This is a genomic window from Actinomadura fulvescens (assembly GCF_039533225.1).
Lineage (GTDB): Bacteria > Actinomycetota > Actinomycetes > Streptosporangiales > Streptosporangiaceae > Spirillospora > Spirillospora fulvescens.
This window is the reverse complement of record NZ_BAAATD010000002.1, coordinates 175,083-195,519: the sequence shown is the minus strand read 5'-3', so window position 1 is coordinate 195,519 and position 20,437 is coordinate 175,083. Positions and strand designations below refer to the sequence as shown.

The 20,437-nt window shown below is 71.6% G+C and carries 18 protein-coding genes; 12 read left to right on the top strand and 6 right to left on the bottom strand.

The features are described from left to right. Positions 1–63 precede the first annotated feature (63 nt). The 8 genes from ABD333_RS07930 (at position 64) to ABD333_RS07895 (ending at position 8,728) form a co-directional block, all read left to right on the top strand. A complete protein-coding gene (locus ABD333_RS07930; RefSeq protein WP_410555874.1) occupies positions 64–1,659 on the top strand; it encodes a hypothetical protein in 1,596 nt (531 codons plus the stop codon). 120 nt (positions 1,660–1,779) lie between these two features. Further along, positions 1,780–3,114: an SseB family protein gene (locus ABD333_RS07925; RefSeq protein WP_344539199.1), complete on the top strand. Its 1,335-nt coding sequence runs from the start codon at positions 1,780–1,782 to the stop codon at positions 3,112–3,114. 21 nt (positions 3,115–3,135) lie between these two features. After that, positions 3,136–5,304, top strand: coding sequence for a TY-Chap domain-containing protein (locus ABD333_RS07920; RefSeq protein WP_344539197.1), 2,169 nt, complete (start codon positions 3,136–3,138; stop codon positions 5,302–5,304). Continuing rightward, the gene (locus tag ABD333_RS07915) at positions 5,301–5,669 is read left to right on the top strand and encodes a hypothetical protein (protein WP_344539195.1); all 369 of its coding nucleotides are present in this window, start codon (positions 5,301–5,303) and stop codon (positions 5,667–5,669) included. The genes ABD333_RS07920 and ABD333_RS07915 overlap by 4 nt, the downstream gene beginning before the upstream one ends. Before the next feature lie 17 nt (positions 5,670–5,686). After that, positions 5,687–6,484 (top strand): putative hydro-lyase, encoded by a 798-nt coding sequence (locus ABD333_RS07910; RefSeq protein WP_344539194.1) that lies wholly within the window; start codon positions 5,687–5,689, stop codon positions 6,482–6,484. Between the two features lie 20 nt (positions 6,485–6,504). Beyond that, positions 6,505–7,257, top strand: coding sequence for a LamB/YcsF family protein (locus tag ABD333_RS07905; protein ID WP_344539193.1), 753 nt, complete (start codon positions 6,505–6,507; stop codon positions 7,255–7,257). Then, the gene (pxpB, locus tag ABD333_RS07900; protein ID WP_344539191.1) at positions 7,254–7,877 is read left to right on the top strand and encodes a 5-oxoprolinase subunit PxpB; all 624 of its coding nucleotides are present in this window, start codon (positions 7,254–7,256) and stop codon (positions 7,875–7,877) included. Before ABD333_RS07905 ends, pxpB begins: the two co-directional genes overlap by 4 nt. Beyond that, positions 7,874–8,728, top strand: a complete 855-nt coding sequence (locus ABD333_RS07895) for a 5-oxoprolinase subunit C family protein (RefSeq protein WP_344539189.1) — start codon at positions 7,874–7,876, stop codon at positions 8,726–8,728. Before pxpB ends, ABD333_RS07895 begins: the two co-directional genes overlap by 4 nt. Positions 8,729–8,771: 43 nt before the next feature. On the opposite strand, the gene ABD333_RS07890 is transcribed toward ABD333_RS07895, so the two are convergent. Next, entirely contained in the window at positions 8,772–9,476 is a 705-nt protein-coding gene (locus ABD333_RS07890; protein ID WP_344539187.1) for a histidine phosphatase family protein, read from the bottom strand. A 78-nt stretch (positions 9,477–9,554) separates the two neighbouring features. Further along, complete coding sequence (locus tag ABD333_RS07885; RefSeq protein ID WP_344539185.1) at positions 9,555–10,301, bottom strand: SDR family NAD(P)-dependent oxidoreductase; 747 nt, start codon at positions 10,299–10,301, stop codon at positions 9,555–9,557. 85 nt (positions 10,302–10,386) lie between these two features. On the opposite strand from ABD333_RS07885, the gene ABD333_RS07880 reads away from it, so the two are divergent. From ABD333_RS07880 to ABD333_RS07870, 3 genes are all read left to right on the top strand, one after another. Continuing rightward, positions 10,387–10,977, top strand: a complete 591-nt coding sequence (locus tag ABD333_RS07880; protein WP_344539183.1) for a TetR/AcrR family transcriptional regulator — start codon at positions 10,387–10,389, stop codon at positions 10,975–10,977. A 489-nt stretch (positions 10,978–11,466) separates the two neighbouring features. Next, the gene (locus ABD333_RS07875) at positions 11,467–12,372 is read left to right on the top strand and encodes an alpha/beta hydrolase family protein (protein WP_344539181.1); all 906 of its coding nucleotides are present in this window, start codon (positions 11,467–11,469) and stop codon (positions 12,370–12,372) included. Between the two features lie 191 nt (positions 12,373–12,563). Beyond that, positions 12,564–13,229, top strand: a complete 666-nt coding sequence (locus ABD333_RS07870) for a TetR/AcrR family transcriptional regulator (protein WP_344539180.1) — start codon at positions 12,564–12,566, stop codon at positions 13,227–13,229. 39 nt (positions 13,230–13,268) lie between these two features. Here the strand turns inward: ABD333_RS07870 and ABD333_RS07865 are convergent, their stop codons facing one another. Continuing rightward, positions 13,269–14,555 carry an RNA polymerase sigma factor gene (locus tag ABD333_RS07865; RefSeq protein ID WP_344539179.1) on the bottom strand — a complete coding sequence of 429 codons (1,287 nt, stop codon included), beginning with the start codon at positions 14,553–14,555 and terminating at the stop codon, positions 13,269–13,271. Continuing rightward, entirely contained in the window at positions 14,552–14,923 is a 372-nt protein-coding gene (locus ABD333_RS07860; protein WP_344539178.1) for a YciI family protein, read from the bottom strand. The genes ABD333_RS07865 and ABD333_RS07860 overlap by 4 nt, the downstream gene beginning before the upstream one ends. A 121-nt stretch (positions 14,924–15,044) precedes the next feature. Between ABD333_RS07860 and ABD333_RS07855 the strand changes: the two genes are divergently transcribed. Continuing rightward, a complete protein-coding gene (locus ABD333_RS07855; RefSeq protein WP_344539177.1) occupies positions 15,045–15,890 on the top strand; it encodes an SMP-30/gluconolactonase/LRE family protein in 846 nt (281 codons plus the stop codon). Between the two features lie 324 nt (positions 15,891–16,214). Here ABD333_RS07855 and ABD333_RS07850 read toward each other — a convergent pair whose 3' ends face one another. Together ABD333_RS07850 and ABD333_RS07845 are read right to left on the bottom strand one after the other, a co-directional pair. Then, positions 16,215–17,315 (bottom strand): winged helix DNA-binding domain-containing protein, encoded by a 1,101-nt coding sequence (locus ABD333_RS07850; protein ID WP_344539175.1) that lies wholly within the window; start codon positions 17,313–17,315, stop codon positions 16,215–16,217. Between the two features lie 54 nt (positions 17,316–17,369). Next, a complete protein-coding gene (locus ABD333_RS07845) occupies positions 17,370–20,018 on the bottom strand; it encodes an AAA family ATPase (protein WP_344539173.1) in 2,649 nt (882 codons plus the stop codon). Positions 20,019–20,437: the final 419 nt, after the last annotated feature.

Sequence of the window (20,437 nt, the reverse complement as noted above, 5' to 3'; positions counted from 1 at the left end):
CCAATCCGGTCGGCGCATGATGTCCTTGGCGCCGTGCGGCACGGGATCTGAGAAGCTAGGGCTGTGAGTTCCCGCAGCCGCCGCCATCCTCCCGGGGATTCCGCGCGGGACGGGCGGCCGCCCTCGGACGAGGTCTCCGCGATCTTCGACGACATGCTGCGGCACGCCCGGGAGCTGCTGGCGGTGCGCAGCCCGCTGGACGCCGAGTTGATCGTGAGCGAGATCCTCGGCTCCTGGTGGGGGCACCGCATCGGCGAGGGCGAGGTCGAGGAGGTCATCGGCGAGGCGCTGGTCGACCACGCCGGCCGTGCTGGCACCCCGGCCGCGCTGGCGCTGCTGACCGGCATCTCCTACCTCGGCACCACACGGCAGCAGGCCAAGGCCGAACGCGCCGCGCTCGCGCTCATGGACCGCGGGGTGGCCCGGCCGGGCTGGGCCGACCGGGTCGGCGCGGTCGCGCACGAGGAGTGCTACGTCTCCCGCGACGTCTACGGCGACCAGGACTCGATCATCTGCACGTACACCTACGGCGGCGAGGAACGGCACGCGCTGGTGGTCCTGGTGGACCGTAACAAGGCCGCGCCCGCCGGGGACGGCGACGCGCCCGCCTGCGGGATGGTCCGCGACGCGTGGGTGTCGTCCCAGGTCGGCAAGCTCCTCGACCACTGCCGACGGGAGGGCCGCACCAACCCGCTGATGCGGTTCGAGCAGCTCGACCCGCGCGACACGCGGGCCGTGCTGCAACGCGCCCTGGCGTTCACCAACGAGACCGTCGACCCGCCGGTCAACGACAACTTCGGCTCCTACCACGCGTTCCTGCGGGCCCGCGTCCGCGCGCTGCCGCCGGGCGGCCGGACGCCGCTGCCCGAGCCGTACGGCCGGGACCGGCGCGCGAAGATCGCTGTCAGCTTCCTGGCCTCCGACGAGGCCGAGGAGCTCTCGGACCGGTCCGCCGCCCTGCGCTGCGTCGACCGGATCATCGACTACGGGTGCGCGCACGACTTCGGCCGGCCGCTGCGGGTCAGCCCGATCAAGTGCGAGATGTTCCTGCTGGACTGGCTGCCCCGCAAGGTGCTGCTCTCACCGACCGAGCAGGAGGCCGTGCCGCACGTGCTGGCGGCCTGGGTGCGCTGGGCGGGCCGGCAGACCGGGCTGCCCGAGGAGGGCGTGCGCGCCACGCTCGACGCCATCTGGGACGCCACCACCAAGTTCGCCGAGGCGTACCGCGACCCGTCGGCGTTCGGTCTGGAGCGCGAGCTCGTCGACCGGCTGCTGCCCGACGGCGAGCTGGAGGCGCTCCCCCGCCGGGCGTTCGCGCTGCCGTTCCTGTCCGGCAAGCACCGGCTCTCCGGGCGGCACGGGTCGATCGACCTGTCGACCCTTGATCCCGCCGATCCGGACGACCGGCGCGTCATGCTGGAGTTCGAGCACCCGGGCGCCACCGCCGAACACCTCGACGCGCACGAGCGGCTCACCGAACGGCTCTGGAACGGCGACCCGCCGCAACTGTGGGAGACCGCGCAGGCACTCCTGGACGTCGGCTACGAGCGGCACGAGATCCTCCACAAACTGATCGACGTTCTCGACCGGTGCGGCGCCGACAGCGCTGAGCTGGTGAAATCTCTGCGTGTGTTGCGTCACGAAGCTCCACCTGAGTGAACTCCCGGTTTGCCAGAGGCGTCCGGGACGACAATCATCGGGATCTCGGGCAGCGGCGCCGCGGTGGTCTCGCGGAGCCTCGGGGACGCCCCGGGGACGCCCCGGCGGTAGGGAGTGATCTTGTTGGAGTGGTCCGAGTTCGCCCAGCGTCTTGGACGCGAGCTGGCGGGTCTCGAAAGGGACACCATCCTCATCGTGCGTGAGCGCGACGAGAGCCGCCACTACGTCCAGGCGATGCGGGAGCCGGACCGGCTGTACGCCGAGGCCGTCAGCAACAACTTCCTCGACGGCCCGCTGCTGCTCACGCTGGCCGACGAAGAGGTGATGAGCGAGGCCGGATGGCGTCCGCCCGTCGAGCCCGCACCGCGCAACTGGTGGACCGAGCTGCCCGAGTCGGGCACCGGGATCCACACGGTCGCCCCGGGTGACTACGCCCGCCTCGCCGACGTGATGGTGACCGCGCTGCGCGACGTGCAGGGCGTGCGGCGCCCGTCCGACCTGGTGTACGAGTCGTTCCACCGGCACGGCAGCGGCCTGATCGAGCTCCTGGACTTCGGCATCGACACCGCCGACCCGAGCCGGGTCAGCATGCGGCGCCGGTCGGCCGTCGACGACGTGGCCGCCCCCGTCATGGACCCCGAAGAGCTGGAGGCGCTGCTCACCGAGGCCAAGCAGCGCGCCGACCACACCACGTACTTCCAGCTGCTGCTCTCGGCGGACCTCGTCCTGCCCGCCACCGGCGCCGCCGTCGAAGACCCGGACTTCTCCGAGTTCCCGACGACCACCATCGGCTCGGGCACCTACCTCATGGTCTTCACGTCCCCGCAGGCCCTGGCCCGTTCGGTCGGCGACGGGGCCGCGGGCCTCTACCGGCGCTCGTCGTTCGGCCAGCTGGCCGCCGCGTGGCCGGACCCGGCCTGGCAGCTCGCCATCAACGCGGGCCTGCCGAGCGAGGTCCACCTCGACGCCGCCGCCGTCACCCGCCTCGCCGCCCAGCGCCCACCCGGCGCGCCGCGTCCCGAGCGCCCCGCGGTGGCCGCCGCCGAGCCGCCCGCCGCCGCCCCGCCAGTCGCCGCCGCTCCGCCGCCCACTGCCGGCCCGCCGGTCGCCGCCGCCCCGCTGGCCGCGGCCGCCCCGCCGTCAGCCGCCGCTGAGCCGGTCGCCGCCGCCCCGCCAGTCGCCGCCGCTCCGCCGCCCACTGCCGGCCCGCCGGTCGCCGCCGCCCCGCTGGCCGCTCCCGTCGTGCCCGAGTCCCAGCCCGGCCAGGTGTCCCCCGGCGCGGTGCCGCCGGGTCCGGTGATCGCCGTTCGCGTTCCTCAGGGCACGCGGCTCTGGCGCTGGAACGGTGAGGGCGACGAGAGCGAGAACGCAGTCCCCGTGGCCGTCTACGACGCCATCGGCGGAGCGTGGACCCCCGTGCGCACCGATGCCGTCCCCGCCCCCTGGACCGAGTGACGTTCCGGGTACGGTCGACAAGTGGACTGGAACGACTTCGCCAAACGGCTGGCCATCGAGCTGATGAGGCTGCCCGTCCAGTCGTTCCTGATCTTGCAGAAGCCCGGCGGGCTGCCGTACGTACAGGTGATGCGGACGCAGGACGCCCTCGACGCCGAGGCCGTCAGCAGCGCCTTCCTGTCCAAGCCGCTGAACGCGCGCCAGGAACGGCTCCTGACCGACCTTGACTGGCGCCCGCCGAACGACCGCGACCGGCACAACTGGTGGCACCGCGCCTCCGTCGCCGACCGCGCCGGGCGTCCCCTCGACGATCTCTCCGCCACCTGCGAGCACCTGGCGGGCCGGATGGCCGCGGCCTTCCGGGACGTGCACGCCGTGCGCTCGCCGCTCGACCTGGTCTACCAGGCGAGCCGCAGCGGTCCCGACGGAGGGCCGCTCGCGCTTCCCGGTCTCGGCATCCCACTGGCCATCCCCGAGGACGAGGACGTCCCGGACGCCGACCTGGAGACGTCCCTCGCCGAAGCCCGCGATCGCGGTGACCAGCGCGCCTATCTGGACCTGCTCGCCGGGGCGGTCCTGTGTCTTCCGGTCCCCGGCGACCCCTCACGCGCCGAACATCACTATGCGACCGCCCAGTTCGGCGACGGCACGTTCGTCCTGGCCTTCACGTCCCCGGACGCGATGAACCGTTCGCTGCGCGGCCAAGCAGTCCATCACCGGCCCGCCACCCTCACCGACCTCGCCCGAAACTGGCCCCGCCCCGAATGGCAGCTAGCCATCAACCCGGGCCTCCCCAGCGCCGCCTACCTGGACGCCACCCTCCTCCAGTCCGCCTCGCCCCCTCCCATTCAGGAAACCCCACCACCCGTAAACGAGGTGACAACACCTTCCGTTCGCCATAGCGCACCACCACCCGCACACCAGGCCCCGCAGCCACCCGCGCACGAGACCTCGCCGCCGCCTGTGTACGAGAGTGCGCCACCGCCTGTACATCCGGGAGCGCCCGCACCCGCGCACGAGGCCGCGACAGCCGCCGCTCAAGGAAGCCCTCAGCAGCCGGTACGCGAGAACACACGCCCGCCCCTGCACGAGAAGGCTCCGCCTACGCCTCCAGTGCACGAGACCGCGCCACCACCCGTGCACCAGGCCGCACCACCACCCGGGCACGAGACTTCGACACCGCCCGTCCACGAGACCTCGCCGCCGCCTGTGTACGAGAGTGCGCCACCGCTTGTACGTCCGGCAGGGCCTGCACCCACGCACGAGGCCGCGCCACCACCCATGCACGAGACCTCGCCGCCGCCTGTGCACCAGAGCGCGCCGCCGCCTGTGTACGAGAGTGCGCCACCGCTTGTACGTCCGGGTGCGTCGGCACCCGCGCACGAGGCAGCGCCAGCCGCCGCTCAGGGAGACACACGGCAGCCAGGACACGACAGCACGCGCACGCCCCTGCACAAGGAGGCTTCGCCTACGCCTCCCGTGCACGAGACCGCACCACCGCCCGTGCACCAGGCTGCACCGTCGCCTGTGTACGAGAGTGCGCCGTCGCCTGTGCGTTCGGGTGCGTCGGCAGCTGCGCATGAGGGTGCGCCTGCTGCCGGTCAGGGGAGTCCTCAGCAGCCGGTGCGTGAGGGTGCGCGCCCGCCTCTGCGCGACACCACGGCCTCCGTGCGGGAGAGTGTGCCGTCGGCGGCTGTGGATCCGAACGTTGTCGTCATGCAGAAGGTGGTGCGGCCGGAGCATGTGGCGCACTATCTCGACGGCGGTTACGAGTGGGTGGCCGGGTATGTGCATCGGCTGCAGGACGTGGCTGAGCTCAACACTCCGCAGCGGCTCGTGCGGACGCTCGGCCTCGTTTATGAGGGCTCGCCGTTCTCGGCCCGGGACGAGGGCATTCACGTGATCCGGTGGCCCGCGGTGAAGCCCGTGTTGTTCCGGCGGCCGCTGGGCGGGATCGACGAGTGGAGCATGGGGATCATTCCGGGCGGGTGGGTGATCGAGAAGGCGCCGTTCCCCGGATCGGGGTACGCGCCGGGCGACGGGCCCGCGATCCCGGAGTTCAAGGTCGACAGCCAGCGGCTGCCGCATGGCGCGGAGATGTACCGGATCGATCGGTCCGGGACGGAGGCGCTGGTCGCCGAGTACGACGCGGATCGGCGGCGCTGGGTGCGACTGGAGGGAGGCGCGTGAGCTTCCGGCACGGTTACTACGCGGGCTGGCGCGGGACGGAGTACGAGGCGAGCCCGGACGGGCTCCAAATACGGCTGTACTCGGCGGGCCCGGTGGATGGTTTCGCCGAGGCGGCGCCTGGCCGGTTCGTACGGGTGGTGCCAGTCGCGGAGGTGGAGCACCTCTCGTACGTCAACACGTTCTGTACGTGGCAGGGCGAGCCGTTCGTGGTGCTGGGCGAGCACGAGACCTGGCTGCGGCTGGAGTACACCGGGGGCAAGGCGCCGGTGGCCGAACGGCTCGGCCTCGAAACGTTCGACCGTGGGGTCTACCAGGCGTGGGCGCCGCGTACCGAGGTGGCGGATCTGCGTGAGGAGACGGTCTAAACGGGCATGACGCCTGTATGACCCAGCCCCTCGACCAGCCGTCGGTGCTGACTCCGACCCAGGCCCGCGCCCTGTTCCGTACGGGCGCCACGACGCCGACGACGAGCGGCTGGTGCCGCGGGTACGCCCAGGCGAACCTGCTGGCCGTGCCGCGCGACCTGGCGTTCGACGCGCTGCTGTTCGCGCATCGCAATCCGGACCCGTGCCCGTTGCTGGAGGTCACCGACGCCGGCGATCCGCATCCGCGCAACGTCGCGCCGGCCGCGGACCTGCGCACCGACCTGCCCGCCTACCGGATCTATGAGAACGGTGTGCTGCTGGCGGAGGTGGCCGACGCCACCGAGTACTGGCGACCTGATCTGGTCGGTTTCCTGTTCGGGTGCAGCTTCAGTTTCGAGGCGGCGCTGTCGGCGGCGGGCGTGCCGGTGCGGCACATCGGGCAGGGCCGGAACGTGTCGATGTACGTGACGAACCGGCCGTGCGTTCCGGCCGGGCGGCTCGCCGGTCCGCTCGTGGTGTCGATGCGGCCCGTCCCGCCCGCGCTCGTCGAGACGGCGGTCGAGGTGAGCGCGCGGCATCCGGAGATGCACGGCCCGCCGGTGCACGTGGGCGACCCGGCGGAGCTGGGGATCGCCGACCTCGACCGGCCCGACTTCGGCGACGCGGTCGAGTTCGCGCCCGGTGACGTGCCGGTCTTCTGGGCCTGCGGGGTCACGCCGCAGGCGGTCGTGATGGCGAGCAAGCCGGAGTTCGCCATCACCCACTCACCTGGGCGGATGTTCATCACCGATCACTCGGACGCGGCGCCGCTGTGACCGGGTGATAGATCTGGGGCATGCCCGTCTTCGACATCAACGCCGACCTGGGTGAGGGCTTCGGCATCTGGGAGCTCGGCGACGACCTCGCCCTGCTCGACGTGATCACCAGTGCGAACGTGGCGTGCGGCTTCCACGCCGGCGATCCGGTCATCATGCGGCGGGTGTGCGCGGGCGCGGTCGAGCGCGGGGTGACGATCGGCGCGCAGGTGTCGTACCGGGATCTGGCCGGGTTCGGCCGCCGCGAGATGGACGTCGCGGCGCCCGAGCTGACGGCCGAGGTGCTCTACCAGCTCGCGGCGCTCGACGGGATGGCCCGCGCCGAAGGCGGCCGCGTCGCCTACGTCAAGCCGCACGGCGCGCTCTACAACCGCGTCGTCCGTGATCCGGTGCAGGCCGGCGCGGTCGCCGACGCCGTCCGCGCGTACGACGCGTCGCTGCCGATCCTGACCCTGCCGGGTTCGGCGGTGCACGAGGTCGCGGGCGGCCTCACGGCCGTGACCGAATGCTTCGCCGACCGCGCCTACACGCCCGAGGGCACGCTGGTGTCGCGGCGCGAGCCGGGGGCGGTCGTGGACGACCCCGCCACCGTCGTCGAACGGGCCGTCCGGATGGCGGTCGCGGGCACGGTCGTCGCGGTGAACGGGGCCGAGATCCCGCTGCGGGCCCGTTCGATCTGTGTGCACGGCGACACGCCGGGCGCCGTCGAGCTCGCCAGGTCCGTCCGGGCGGCTCTGGCGGAGGCGGGCGTCACGCTGGAGTCCTTCGCGTGAGGGTCCGCAGGGCGGGCGACACCGCGCTCCTGGTCGAGACCGGCGACCTGGAGACCGCGCACCGCCTCCATGCCGCCGTCCGTGAGGCGGAGGTGGCCGGGGTGCTCGACGTCGTTCCCGGGGAACGCACCGTCCTGGTCGTCGTCGATCCCGGCCGCTGCGACCTCGGCAGGCTCGCCTCCCGGCTGCCCGAGCTGCCGCTGCCCGCGTCGGCGGCCGGTGGGGCACCCGCCGTGGAGGTGCCCGTGGTGTACGACGGCGCGGACGTGGACGAGGTCGCCAGGCTCACCGGGCTTTCCCCGGGCGAGGTGGTCGAACGTCACGCGTCTGGCACGTACACCGTGGCCTATCTCGGGTTCTCTCCGGGTTTCGCGTATCTCACGGGCCTCGATCCCGTCCTGCACGTTCCGCGCCGCAAGTCGCCGCGTACGTCGGTGCCCGCCGGATCGGTGGCGATCGCCGGGCCGTACGCCTCCGTCTACCCGTCCGCGTCGCCGGGCGGCTGGCGGCTCCTCGGCCGCACGGACCTGCGGCTGTGGGACGTGACGCGCGATCCGCCCTCGCTCTTCCAGCCCGGCACCCGGGTCCGGTTCGTTCGTTCCCCGGAGGGCGCGCGGTGATCGAGGTCGTCCGTCCCGGGCCGCTGGCGACCGTGCAGGACCTCGGCCGCCCGGGTCACGCGCACCTCGGCGTGCCCTGTTCCGGAGCCGCCGACGGCCGCTCGCTGCGGCTCGCCAACCGCCTGGTCGGCAACCCCGAGAACGCGGCGGGCCTCGAACTCACCCTCGGCGGCGCGGCGTTCCGTTTCCATCGCGCCGCGTGGATCGCCGCCTGCGGCGCCCCCGCCGCGCTGCGCGTCAACGGACGGGCCCACGGCATGGACGCGCCCTGCCCGGTCCCGGCGGACGGGCTCGTCGAACTGGGTCTTCCTCCGCGCGGCCTGCGCACGTACCTGGCCGTCCGCGGCGGACTCGACATCGAGCCCGTGCTCGGCAGCCGGTCCACCGACGTCCTGTCCGGTCTCGGCCCGGCCCCGCTCGCGGCCGGCGACCACCTGCCGGTCGGCCCGTCGTCGGGCCTGTGCGACATCGGCGTGGACGTCGCCCCTGTGGCACAGCCGCCGGACGTTCCCGTGCTGCGGATCGTGCCGGGTCCGCGCGACGACTGGTTCGTCCCTGACGCGATCTCCGTCCTGTGCGGGCAGCCGTACGAGGTGACGCCGGACAGCAACCGCGTCGGCGTACGCCTCGACGGCCCGAAGATCCTCCGCACCCGCGACGGCGAACTGGGCAGCGAGGGCATGGTGACGGGCGCGCTCCAAGTCCCGCCGAGTGGCCTGCCGATCCTCTTCCTGACCGACCACCCCACAACCGGCGGCTACCCCGTGGTGGCGGTCGTCCGCGCGGCCGACGTCCCCCTGGCCGCGCAGCTCCGCCCCGGCCAACGGCTCCACTTCAAGCCAGCACCCTGACCCGCCGCGCGTGGGCGCGGCTTGGGCGGCGGGCGGACGGGCGTCAGCTCAGCGGCGTGAAGCCCGCGTCCAGGTCCGACTCGAAATGGGCGGTGTCGTTGAAGCGCCGCACGGACCAGAGCCCGCCGACCACCACCAGCTGCGAGATCGACCCGTTGTCGGCGCCGAGGAAGGCGAACGGGCGCGATCCGCCGGCCAGGGCGAGCGCCTGCGCGATCACGCCGCCGTGCGTGAACACCGCGACGCGTCCGTCGGGATGCGCCGCCGCGATGCGGTCCACCGCTCCCCGGACCCGGGCCGCGAACGCCTCGGACGGCTCCCCGCCCGGGATGGCGTCCCAGCGTTCCTCGGCCCAGAACCGCCGCGCGATCGGCCCGTTCTCCTGGATCATCTTGCGGAAGAGGCCGCCCTCCCACTCCCCCAGGTGCACCTCGCGCAGGTCCTTCTCGACGCGCGGCTCGATCCCGGTCGACCTCAGCAGCGGCGCGGCGGTCTGCGCGGTCCGCCGCAGCGACGTCACGTAGACGGCGTCCAGCCGGATCTTGCTCAGCCGGTCTCCCAGCCGTTCGGCCTGCTCACGGCCCTCCGGCGCCAGTCCGGGGTCGCCGTGCCCGTCCACCAGGGGGAAGGGCCGGCCGGGTCGGGCGGGTTCGGACGTGCCGTGCCGGACGAGCAGGATCTCGGTCGCTCCGGGCGGCGGCGCGTAGGGGGTCTGGCGGTACTCGGTCCGATCATCGTTCGACGCCACACCGCGACCCTAGCCGCCGCCCGGGACGCCGCTCAGGCGAGCGCGCCGCTCAGGCGAGGGCGCCGCTCAGGCGGCCGCTCAGGCGAGGGCGCCGCCGTCGATGTTCAGCACGGTGCCCGTCACGAACGACGCTCCAGGGCTCGCGAGGAAGACGATCCCGGCGGCGATCTCCTCCGGCCTCCCGTACCGCCCCATGGCGTTGCCCGCCCGCTGCGCGTCGGCCCTGGGCCCGTCCTCGGGGTTCATGTCCGTCGCCACCGAACCCGACTGCAGCACGTTGACCGTCACGCCCCGCGGGGCAAGGTCGCGCGCGGCGCCCTGCGCGTATCCGACGATCGCGGCCTTGGTCGCCGCGTAGTCGGCGACCCCCGGGAAACTTGTCCGGCCCGCGAGGTTGGAGCCCACCGTGATGATCCGGCCGCCGTCCCGGATGACCTTCGCCGCGGCCCGCGTACCCGCGACGACGCCCCGCAGGTTGACCGCGTACATGTGGTCGAACGCCGCCTCGTCGATCTCGTCGCCCACGCCACCGGTCGTGATCACCCCGGCGTTGTTGACCAGCACGTCCAGCGCGCCGAAGTCCGCCACGACCGCCTCCACGAGCCCGGCGACCTGCTCCGGATCGGCCTGGTCGGCCTTGTAGGCGTTCGCCCGTACGCCTCGTCCCTCCAGGTCCCGCACCACGTCGGCCGCCTTGCCGGCCGAGGCGGCGTAGCTGATCGCGACGTCCGCGCCCGCGTCCGCCAGGGCCCGCGCCGTCGCCGCGCCGATGCCGCGCGACCCGCCGGTCACCAGCGCGACCTTGCCGTCCAGTACTCCGCCCATGCCGGTCCTCCATTTATGTACCGATCGGTATGAAAATTCACGGAGTACTATACCGATCGGTACGGATTGCGCAACGGAGGGGACGATGAAGGGACGGCCGCGCGAGTTCGACGTCGACGAACGCCTGGACCGCGCCCTGGAGGTCTTCTGGCGCCAGGGCTACGAGGGCACCGCGCTCTCCGACCTGACCGAGGCGATGGGCATCAACAAGCCGAGCCTGTACGCGGCCTACGGCAACAAGGAGGCCCTCTTCCTCAAGGCCCTGGACCGCTACAGCGCCGGACCGGCGAGCTATGTCAGGAAGGCTCTGGCCGAGCCCACCGCCCGTGCCACCGCCGAGACCCTCATGCGCGGCGCCGTGGAGCTCGTGACCTCGGCGCCCGGTGGCTGCATGATCGTCCAGGGCGCCCTGGCGACGGGCGAGCACGGCACTTCCGTCCGCGAGGTCCTGAACGCCCACCGCCGGTCGGGCCATGCCGCGATCCGCACCCGCTTCGAACGGGCGCAGACCGAAGGCGACCTCCCGGCCGACGCGGACCCGGACGCCCTGGCCCGCCTCGTCTGGACAGCGGCCTCCGGCTTCTCAGTCCAGGCCACCAGCGGCGCCACCGCCGAAGAACTCCACAAAGTCGTAGACCTGATCCTCGCCGCCTGGCCCCCCATCGCCCCCCAGTAACCAATCCCGAGAGCCGACTCTCCGAACTGGACCAAACGCAACGCCCGTTCCGCGCCGCGACGTAGCGAGGCGTGCGCGACGTAGCGAGGCCTGGCGCGGCAGGGCGTCGCGTGGCAATGCCAGGCGTGGCGAGGCAGGGCGTCGCGGGGCAATGCCAGGCGTGGCGTCGCGAGGCAAGGCGTCGCGAGGCAAGGCGTCGCGTCAGGGCGGGGCGGGGCAGGCGTCGCGTGGCGTCGCGGGGCGTCGCGGGGCGTCGCGGGGCGGGGCGTGGCGCGTGAATTAACCGCATTGGCGCACGTTCCGTGATGCGGCGCGCATCGGTGTGTCAGCGGCCACGCGCGCTCGGGAGCCAGTGGTGTTGTGGGTTGGGCACACAAGATCGCGCGTTATTCGCGCCGTATTTACGTATACCGCCGGGCGTGGCGTCCTCAGACTGAGCTTCTGAAAAGGGGTCTTTTCACTCACATCACCCACCCCGAGGAGGGGCCGATGCGTCCACTTCCTGGTAGGCGGCGGCGATCTTTGGTGGCCGCCATCGCCGTGCTCACACTGCTGATGGTCCCGGCAGCGCCCGCCTCGGCCGATCCTGGACGGCCTTCGACCCACGGACCGAGTTCCGCGTTGCCGCCCGTCAACGGGCAGTGGGACAAGCCGGGACCATTCCAGGTCGCGACCAAAGGAGAAGCGGACACCACGCTCTACTACCCCCGCGACATCGCCACCAGTGAGTACAGGCACCCAGTGATCATCTGGGGGAACGGCACCTTCGCGTTCCCCCTGATCTATGACGGCCTCCTGCGGCACTGGGCCAGCCACGGCTTCGTCGTCGCTGCCGCCAACACCCCGTTCTCCAACACAGGCCTGGAGATGCGCGCCGGCATCGATCTGTTGGCGAAAGCGAACGCGCAGAGCGGCAGTCCCTTCCACGGCAGGATCGACCTGGGCCACATCGGAGCGGCCGGTCATTCGCAGGGCGGCGCCGGTGCCATCAACGCCGCCATGGACCCCAGGGTCACCACCACCGTCCCGATCCAGCCAGGCCCCCTCGCGCTGCCCTCCAGCGTCCGCAGCCCCGCTCTCTACCTGGCAGGCCAGAAGGACATGGTCGTCTTTCCCGCACTCGTCCAGCTGCTCTATGACCGCACCACCCAGGTCCCGGCGGTCTACGCCGAACTCGCCGGTGCCGGACACCTGACCGCGATCGGGAACGCCGGAGGTTTCCGCGGCCTCACCACCGCATGGCTCCGCTTTCACCTGCTCGGCGACGAACAGGCACGCGGCGTTTTCTTCGGCTCTGCTTGCGGCATCTGTTCCGGATCCACCTGGCCGAACGTGAAACGCAACGCCAAGGCCCTTCAGATCCCAGGCTCCACCTCACAGCGGGCTACGGGCTGACGTCCTCCGCAGTGATGAAACGCCTCCTGGCAAAGGCCGGGGGGCATTTCACGTTGTTCGGTAGGGCCCGTCACGCAATTCCGTGACGTTCGTGGGCGCCATAGGCTGGCGTGAAGCAGCGAGCTCTTCCAGCGGGGCCGACCCAAGCAGGACAACGCTTTGCTGTATCCGCACTGGAGGGGGTGCAGGGCTTGCCGGAGACAGCGCCGAAAGGCACGTACGCGGGCAGATCGGTGGACGAGCGGCGAGCCGACCGGCGCCGCCGATTCTTGGAGGCGGCCCTAGAGCTCTACGGAACCCAGGGCTACGCGGCTGCGACGACCGACCGCCTGTGCGAGGCGGCGGGATTGTCGACGCGCCAGTTCTACGAGGAGTTCACCAACCGCAATCAGCTCCTACTGGAACTGTACGACCTCATCAACGACGAAGCCTCGGCCGCAGTTGCCGTGGCCATGGCCGCCGCGCTGCAGCGGGAAGCCGACCTGTGGGACCTCGTACACGAGGGCGTGCAGATCTACGTGTCCGCCAACGCCACTGACGTGCGGCGTGCCCAGGTCGCCTACGTCACCATCGTCGGTGTCACCCCCGAGATCGAGGAGCACCGGCTGAGCCGACGACGCCGGTGGGTCCAGGAGATGTGCGTGCTCGCCGACGAACTGGTGCGGCGCGGACAAATTCCCGACCGCGACTACCGCTTGACCTTGAGCGCATTTGTCGGCGCCGTCAACGGCCTTGTCCACGACTGGTGCCGTTCCTCGCCGCGCCCGCCCCTCGCAGAGATCACCGGAACGCTGACGCACCTTCTGTTCAGCTCATTGACCATTGCTCCCCGGCCACCGGCTGAAACAAACGGTTGACGAGCTCGATGGCCACCCCCGTCCCAACCGGCTTGGGCCTTAGGTGTGGGGAGCTTGCGGAGTGACGGCGCGGGAGTGGAGGTAGCGCTGTTCCGGGAGGCTGAGCGTTAGGCGTGCGGCTCGTTCGTAGTGGGCGCGGGCGGCTGCATGGTCGCCGGCTAGGTCGAGCAGGTGGGCTCGTACGGCGTGGACTCGATGGTTTTCGGCCAGGGCAGGGGCCTCCTCTGCGACGGCCAGGCGTTTCAGGCCTGCCCGGGGGCCGTGGACCATGGCGTACGCGACGATGCGGTTGAGGGTGACCATGGGACCCGGGGCGATGGTCTCCAGGAGTTCGTAGAGGCCGAGGATCTGCCGCCAATCGGTGTCTTCGGCGCGCAGAGCCTCGTCGTGGACGGCGGCTATCGCGGCTTGGAGCTGGTAGGGACCGATCGGGGCGGTGGCCAGGGCGTGCGTCACGAGGGCGGTGCCTTCGGCTATGGCCGTGCGGTCCCAGCGGGCGCGGTCTTGTTCGTTCAGCGGGACGAGGGCTCCGTCCGAACGCGTTCGGGCGGGGCGGCGGGCGTCGGTGAGGAGCATGAGCGCCAGGAGGCCGGACACTTCCCCGTCTTCGGGGAGGAGGGTGTGGAGCTGGCGGGTCAGGCGGATCGCCTCACTGGAGAGCTCGACGCGGTGGAGTACGGGCCCGGAACTGGCCGTGTAGCCCTCGTTGAAGACCAGGTAGAGAACGTGCAGCACCGCGGCGACGCGTTCGGGCAGCTGGGCGGGAGGCGGCATCCGGAACTCGGCGCCGTCGGCCCTGATGCGCGCCTTGGCCCGGCTGATCCGCTGCGCGACGGTGGTCTCGGGCACGAGCAGCGCGCGGGCGATCTCGGCCGTGGTCAGGCCGCCGACCGCGCGCAGCGTGAGAGCGATCTGCGAGACCGTCGTCAGGGACGGGTGGCAGCAGAGCAGGAGCAGAGTGAGGGTGTCGTCGGCGGCGAGCGCGGCGAGCGCATCGGGCGCGTCGGACGCGTGGAGCGCATCGGACGCGTCGAGCGCATCGAGCGCATCCGGCGGCGGGGCGGTCGGCGCCATGGCCGCCACGGTCTCTTCGCGGCGGCGGCGGGCCGAGTCTCTGCGCCACAGCTCGATCCGGCGGCGGGACGCCACCGTGATCAACCAGCCCTTGGGATCGTCGGGCACGCCCTCGTCCGGCCACTGGACGGCGGCGGCCAGCAGCGCCTCCTGCACGGCGTCCTCGCAGGCGTCGAAATCGCCGTGATGCCGGACGAGCGCGGTGAGCACCTGCGGCGCGAGCTCGCGCAGGAGGTCCTCGGCGCTCTTCACAGCTCAGGGCCGCGCAGGTCCATCACGGGCCGTACCTCGGTCATGCCGAGGAACGCCTCCGGGATCTGCCCCGCGATCTCGGTCGCCCGTTCGAGGTCTTCGCAGTCGACCAGATAGAAACCGGCCAGCTGCTCCTTGACCTCGGCGAACGGGCCGTCCGTGGAGATCGTCTTGCCGTCGCGGACGCCCACGCGGCGACCGGTCTCGGGGGCGGCCAGCCGTTCGGAGACGATGAGCTCCCCGGACTCGGCGAGCGCCGCGTCGAGGGCCTCGTAGGCGTCCAGGCCGAGGTTCTGGTCTTCCGGGGACATCTCCGCCCATAGCTTCCGGCTCTGCGGGTTGTGGTAGATCATGATCAGGAACTTCACGGACGCCTCCAGGGATTGTTTGGAAATTCTCTCCCACCGGATGTCGAGAACGCCGCGGCGGCTTCTACGTCCCCCGTGAAAGGCGCCCACCGAGGGCGCCCCCGAGCACGGGAGCACCACCATGCGTTCACTCGACACCCTCATCACCGGCGGCGCGTTCTTCGAGGGCCCGCGCTGGCACGACGGCCGGCTGTGGGTCTCCGACTTCTGGCGCCACCACGTTCTGGCGGTCTCTCTCGACGGTACGGCCGAGACGGTGGCCGAGGTCCCCGGGTCGCCTTCGGGCATCGGCTGGCTTCCCGACGGTACGCAGCTGATCGTCTCCATGATGGACAACAAGCTGCTCCGCCTGGACGAGGACGGCAAGCCGACCGTCTATGCCGATCTCTCCCCGCACGCAGGCGCCGGAACGGCCAACGACATGGTCGTGGACGCCTACGGCCGCGCGTACGTCGGCTGCGTCGACATCATGGACTGGGACAACCAGCCGACGACCGTGCTGCTCCGCGTCGACCCCGGCGGGGACGTGGCCGTGGTCTCGGACGGGATGGCGTTCCCCAACGGCCCCGTCATCACCCCGGACGGCGCTACCTTGATCATCGCCGAGTCCTGGGCCGAACGCCTCACCGCGTTCGACCTCGCGCCGGACGGTTCGCTGACCGGCCGGCGAGTCTGGGCGGACACCCCCGGCAGCCCGCCCGACGGCATCACCCTCGACGCCGAAGGGGCCGTCTGGATGGCCGACGCCGGCGGCAACCGGGCCCTCCGCGTGCGCGAGGGCGGCGAGGTCCTGGAAGAGATCAGTGCCGGTGACCTGGGCGTCTTCGCCTGTACGCTCGGCGGCGAGGACGGCCGCACGCTCTTCCTGTGCGCCGCCCCCACCTACGACCCGGAAGAGGCCGCCAAGATCCGCCAAGCCCGCGTCCTCACCTGCCGCGTGGACGTCCCCCACGCCGGCCGCCCCTGATCCCCCGCACCCGCCCGCTCCGCCGACCCTCCACTGCAAGGGGGGTCGGCCGGGCCGCGGGCGTGCACGCATGCGCGGCCCGCCAACCACAGCACCCATGTACGCGCTGCCCCGCGAACGCCGCACGCGCTTACGGGCAGCCTCTCGCACGCGGCACGCGCGTAAAGGGTGCCTTGAACGGCGCACGTACCTACGCAGTGCCTCTTGGGACGCAGGATGCGCCTACGCGGTGCCTCTTGCGCGTGTGATGCGCCTATGCGGTGCCGCTTGAACGTGGGATGCGCCCTATGCCGTGCCGCTGAGCGCGGCGTGCGGGTGGACGCGTTAGGGGGCGTTGGACGGGCGAGATAGGAGCGGAGTGATTCTGGCAACTTCGGTTGCCAGCGGCTTGGCCGGAATGTCCTCGAACGGGGTCACGAGGACGTCGCCGTTCTTGGCCTCCCAGACTCCGGCCACGCGGCCTTCGTGGAGTACGACCGGCGAGATCCAGCCTGCGGCCCGGCTCACCTCGGGGCGACGCTCGGCGGGGATGAGGTACGTGGCGGACGTTCCGGCGCCGAGCACATACTGGTCGAAGCCGCCCAGGAGCCGTACGGAACGCGTCGGATCGGTGTCGAGGAGCTCGTCCAGGTGCTCGGGGAGAACGAACATCTCCACGCCCTCGACGTCCACGGTGGCCAGCTCGCCCGCCGCCGCGAACCACGCCTGAGCGTCCTTCTTCCTGGGGATTCTGCGCATCAGCCAGTTGCCGAACATCTCCGGCGTCGCGGGGCCGTGCGCCCCGAGGAAGGCCCGCACGACCGTACGGGCCGCGTCCTCGACCTCCGGTAGCCCCTTCCAGCCGGGTACGGCCCGTTCGGGTGAGGCGAACGTCACGCGTTGGCCCTGCGAGGGGCCGTAGCAGAGCACGCCCCACCAGGCGAGGGGCTTGAGCAGCATCCCCCAGCCGGAGCTCAGGGCCTCGGCGAGGTGCGCCGAACGTGTCTCCTCCACGATCGCCGCGTTCAGCTCCTCGCGGGTGAGCGCGGCTCCACCGGCCAGCGCGTCGCGGGCGGCCTCGGCGATCGCTTCCATGTCGGCCGGAGTGGCGCCGAAGGCCTTGGCCCACGAGGGCCTCTCCCAGTGCCGGATCGTGGCGCACAACGCGAGGTAGGCCCCGGCCTCGTCGGCGGGCAGCAGGTGAAGCGTTCCGCGCATGGCCCACGTCTTGATGAGCGCGCGTTCCTCCCACAGCGCCTTCGGCACCTCGCCCGGTGCGGGCGTGGCCTGCCGGATCGCGACCGCCAGCTCGGCCGACGACGCGACCTGAGCCTGGACACCGGCCAGCCGCCGCGCGACCTCCAGGGCGGAGACATCGCCGGTCGGTTCGAGGAACTGCCGCCGCATCCGCCAGGCCAGCGCCTGGCCCCACGTCACCGATTCCATGAACCGATTAGATCGCATCTGTCGGACAAGCCACGCAACGGACGGGCGAGCCGGTCAGGTCAGGCGATGCGTCACTTCGGCGAACGCGGCGCGAACGTCATCGGTGGTCAGCACGGTGAGGTCGGCGGCGGTGGCGGCCGGACCCAGCTGGGCGGCCCGTACGGCACGCGAGGCGCACGCCTTCTCGTACAGCGAACGCGCGAAGCGTCCGTTGCCCAGCTCGTCGATACGGCCCGTACCGCAGGCACGCTGGAAGACTAGGGCGAGGTCGTCGAGGGCCTGTTCCTCCCAGCGGTCGCCCTCCTGTTCCGCGATCAGCTGGGCGATCTGGAGGAGCTCGTCCGGGCCGTACGAGGGGAAGTCCACCCGTACGTCGAAGCGCGAGCCGAGGCCGGGGTTGGAGGCCAGGAAGCGTTCCATGTCCCGGTCGTAGCCCGCCAGGACGACGACGAGGCGGTCGCGGTCGTCCTCGGCCCGTTTGAGGAGCGTCTGGACGGCCTCGGCACCGAACGCGTCGCCGCCGCTGTAGCCGGGGTTGCTCAGCGCGTACGCCTCGTCGACGAAGAGCACGCCGCCGAGCGCCGAGTCGATGACCTTGTTGGTCTTCAGGGCGGTGGCGCCGAGGTGGTCGCCGACGAGATCGGCACGCTGCGCCTCGACCACCAACGGCCGCGCCAGGAGGCCGAGCGCCGCGAAGATGCGGCCGAGGACGCGGGCCACGGTGGTCTTGCCGGTGCCGGGCGGGCCGGTGAAGACGAAATGGCGGGTCGGCGGGCGGGTGACCAGGCCCTGCTCCGCGCGCATCTGGGCGACCTGGAGCTGCGCGGCGATCTCACGGACCTGGCGTTTGACGGCGGACAGCCCGATCATCGCGTCGAGCGAGCCGAGGGCCTCGTCGAGGCTCGGGGTCTCGGCGTAGCCGCGGTACCGCTCGGTGAGCTCGGCGAACGCGGTCTCGACGTCCTCGGCCCGCAGCGTGACCAGGTCGTCGGCGGTAGGCCGGTCGGCGGCCTCGACCACGCGGACGTCGCGCGCGCGTGCGGCGGCCTCGGTGAGCGAACGCACGAAGCGCCCGTTGCCGAGTTCGTCGACGATGCCGCGCCGTTCGACCTCCTCGAACCGGGCGCCCAGGCGGCGCCGGGCCTCGTCGTCGAGCCGGTCGTCGCGCAGGCCGGTGTGGTAGTCGGCGATGCGGAGGAGCTCGGCGGTGCGGTACGAGGGGAAGTGCACGCGCGTGGCGAACCGCGAGGCGAGACCGGGATTGGAGTCGAGGAACTCGGCCATCTGCGCCTCGTACCCGGCGAGGATGATGACGAGGTTGTCGCGGTCGTCCTCGGCGCGCTTGAGGAGCGTCTGAACGGCCTCGTTGCCGAACCGGTCGGGCTGTCCCTCGCCCGAGTTGACCAGCGCGTACGCCTCGTCGATGAACAGCACGCCGCCGAGCGCGGAGTCGACGAGCTGGTTGGTCTTGATCGCGGTGGCGCCGAGGAACTCGCCGACGAGGTCGGCCCGGTGCGCCTCCACCAGATTCGGCGTCGGCAGCAGCCCGAACGCGTAGAAGATCTTGGCCAGCACGCGCGCCACCGTGGTCTTGCCCGTGCCCGACGGCCCGACGAAGACGAAGTGCCGCATGGGCTTCTCGGTCGGCACCCCGGCGGCGGCACGCAGATGCGCGGCCTCGATGGACGCGGCGATGGACCGTACCTGGCGCTTCACCGGCTCCAGCCCGATCATCTCGGTCAGTTCGGCGAGCGCCTCGGCGACGGAGATCTCCGGGGGGTCTTCCGGGTCTCCTTCTGGGAGCCCGTCGTCCCGCGTCCCCTCGCCGCCGATGTCCTGGGCCTGCGCCGCGGCCCGCGCCTCGTAAGCCGCCTGCGTGGCCGCAGGGACTCCGACGGCGTCCAGCGTTCCGCCATCGCCGCTCGCACTGGAGCCTTTCCCTCCGGCCGTACTCCCCGAGTCGCCCCCCTTGCCGGAGCCAGTGCCAGAGCCGCCGTTCGAGCGCGGCCCTCCGCCGGACTTCGGTCCGTTGCGCGATCCAGGTCCGCTGCGGCGGTCTGAGCGAGGCTTGCCGTTAGAGGCCGTCGTGGCGTCACCCCTGGGATTGGACTGTTCCTGGACCCACCCCGTCTCGTACGCCTCGGCGGATACTGAACGGCGTGCCTGGTCCCAGCGGTAGGCCAGGAAGCCAAGCGCCGCTAGCCAGCCGGGCAGTACCTGTAGGTCGGGCAGCGGATGGGCCGCCGCGGCCGTAACGACCCCGGCCGCGGCGAGAGAAAGCAACGCTGTACGCCATGGCGCGTACCCACGCAGCCGTAGCGCTACGAACGCGACGGGCAAGGCTAGGAGCGCCAGGTGCAGCGACGGGCTGAGGTAGGGCTTCTGGTCCTCGTGCCCCGGATACAGATGGCCCAGAGGAACCGACACCACCAGCCAGCCCACGATGACCGAGACCACGGCCATGCCCGCCGGCGACCGCAAAGTCAGATGCACCACGATCATCAGAATGACGGCGAACGCGGCGGCGCTGAGCACGGGCCCCTGCAGCACCACGGCCATCGCCACCACCAGTGCGAGCAGCAGCAGCCCGCCCAGGAAGCGCAACCCCGCCTGGACCTGGAAATAACGCCATCGAAGGCGCTCGAAGAGATCCCGTGCCGCGGTACCGACCGGGCGGGAGCGGGATCTGCCGAACAGTGCCATCACACGCGAGTAAAGCGCAGGACAGGCTCGAACGGGACTCCTCGCGCGCGGTTCGTTGACTCCTGCCGAGGCAGAAGCACGAAAGTTTCTGCCAGCTACATCCCGCAATAAGCCCGGCGAACAGGACATTTGCACTGGGCAACAGCAGATCGCCAGCACTTCCGCAACAGGCGATTGCCGCCTCTGCCGACGACGTAGGCGCGGCCACACACAACGGCCGACCGTAGACCCTCGCGTCGTTTACACAGGCAGGCCTCAGTCGCCCTACGATCGAAGAAGCGGGACGCTTTCACGGAGAACGGCTCGCCCACAGGTTCGTCGCGCTAGTGCGGGCGACCCCATGGCCAGTTGGCAAGCGCAACCGGAGCACCCTTGACCGACCCAACCCCCTCGGCGGAGCCCTACGACACTGCCGAGAC

Excerpts from the sequence above, each read along its gene's own strand:
- ABD333_RS07910 (WP_344539194.1), top strand. The coding sequence starts at position 5,687 with ATGACCCAGCCCCTCGACCAGCCGTCGGTGCTGACTCCGACCCAGGCC.
- ABD333_RS07905 (WP_344539193.1), top strand. The coding sequence starts at position 6,505 with ATGCCCGTCTTCGACATCAACGCCGACCTGGGTGAGGGCTTCGGCATC.
- ABD333_RS07885 (WP_344539185.1), bottom strand. The coding sequence starts at position 10,301 with ATGGGCGGAGTACTGGACGGCAAGGTCGCGCTGGTGACCGGCGGGTCG.
- ABD333_RS07880 (WP_344539183.1), top strand. The coding sequence starts at position 10,387 with ATGAAGGGACGGCCGCGCGAGTTCGACGTCGACGAACGCCTGGACCGC.
- ABD333_RS07875 (WP_344539181.1), top strand. The coding sequence starts at position 11,467 with ATGCGTCCACTTCCTGGTAGGCGGCGGCGATCTTTGGTGGCCGCCATC.
- ABD333_RS07855 (WP_344539177.1), top strand. The coding sequence starts at position 15,045 with ATGCGTTCACTCGACACCCTCATCACCGGCGGCGCGTTCTTCGAGGGC.
- ABD333_RS07850 (WP_344539175.1), bottom strand. The coding sequence starts at position 17,315 with ATGGAATCGGTGACGTGGGGCCAGGCGCTGGCCTGGCGGATGCGGCGG.
- ABD333_RS07845 (WP_344539173.1), bottom strand. The coding sequence starts at position 20,018 with ATGGCACTGTTCGGCAGATCCCGCTCCCGCCCGGTCGGTACCGCGGCA.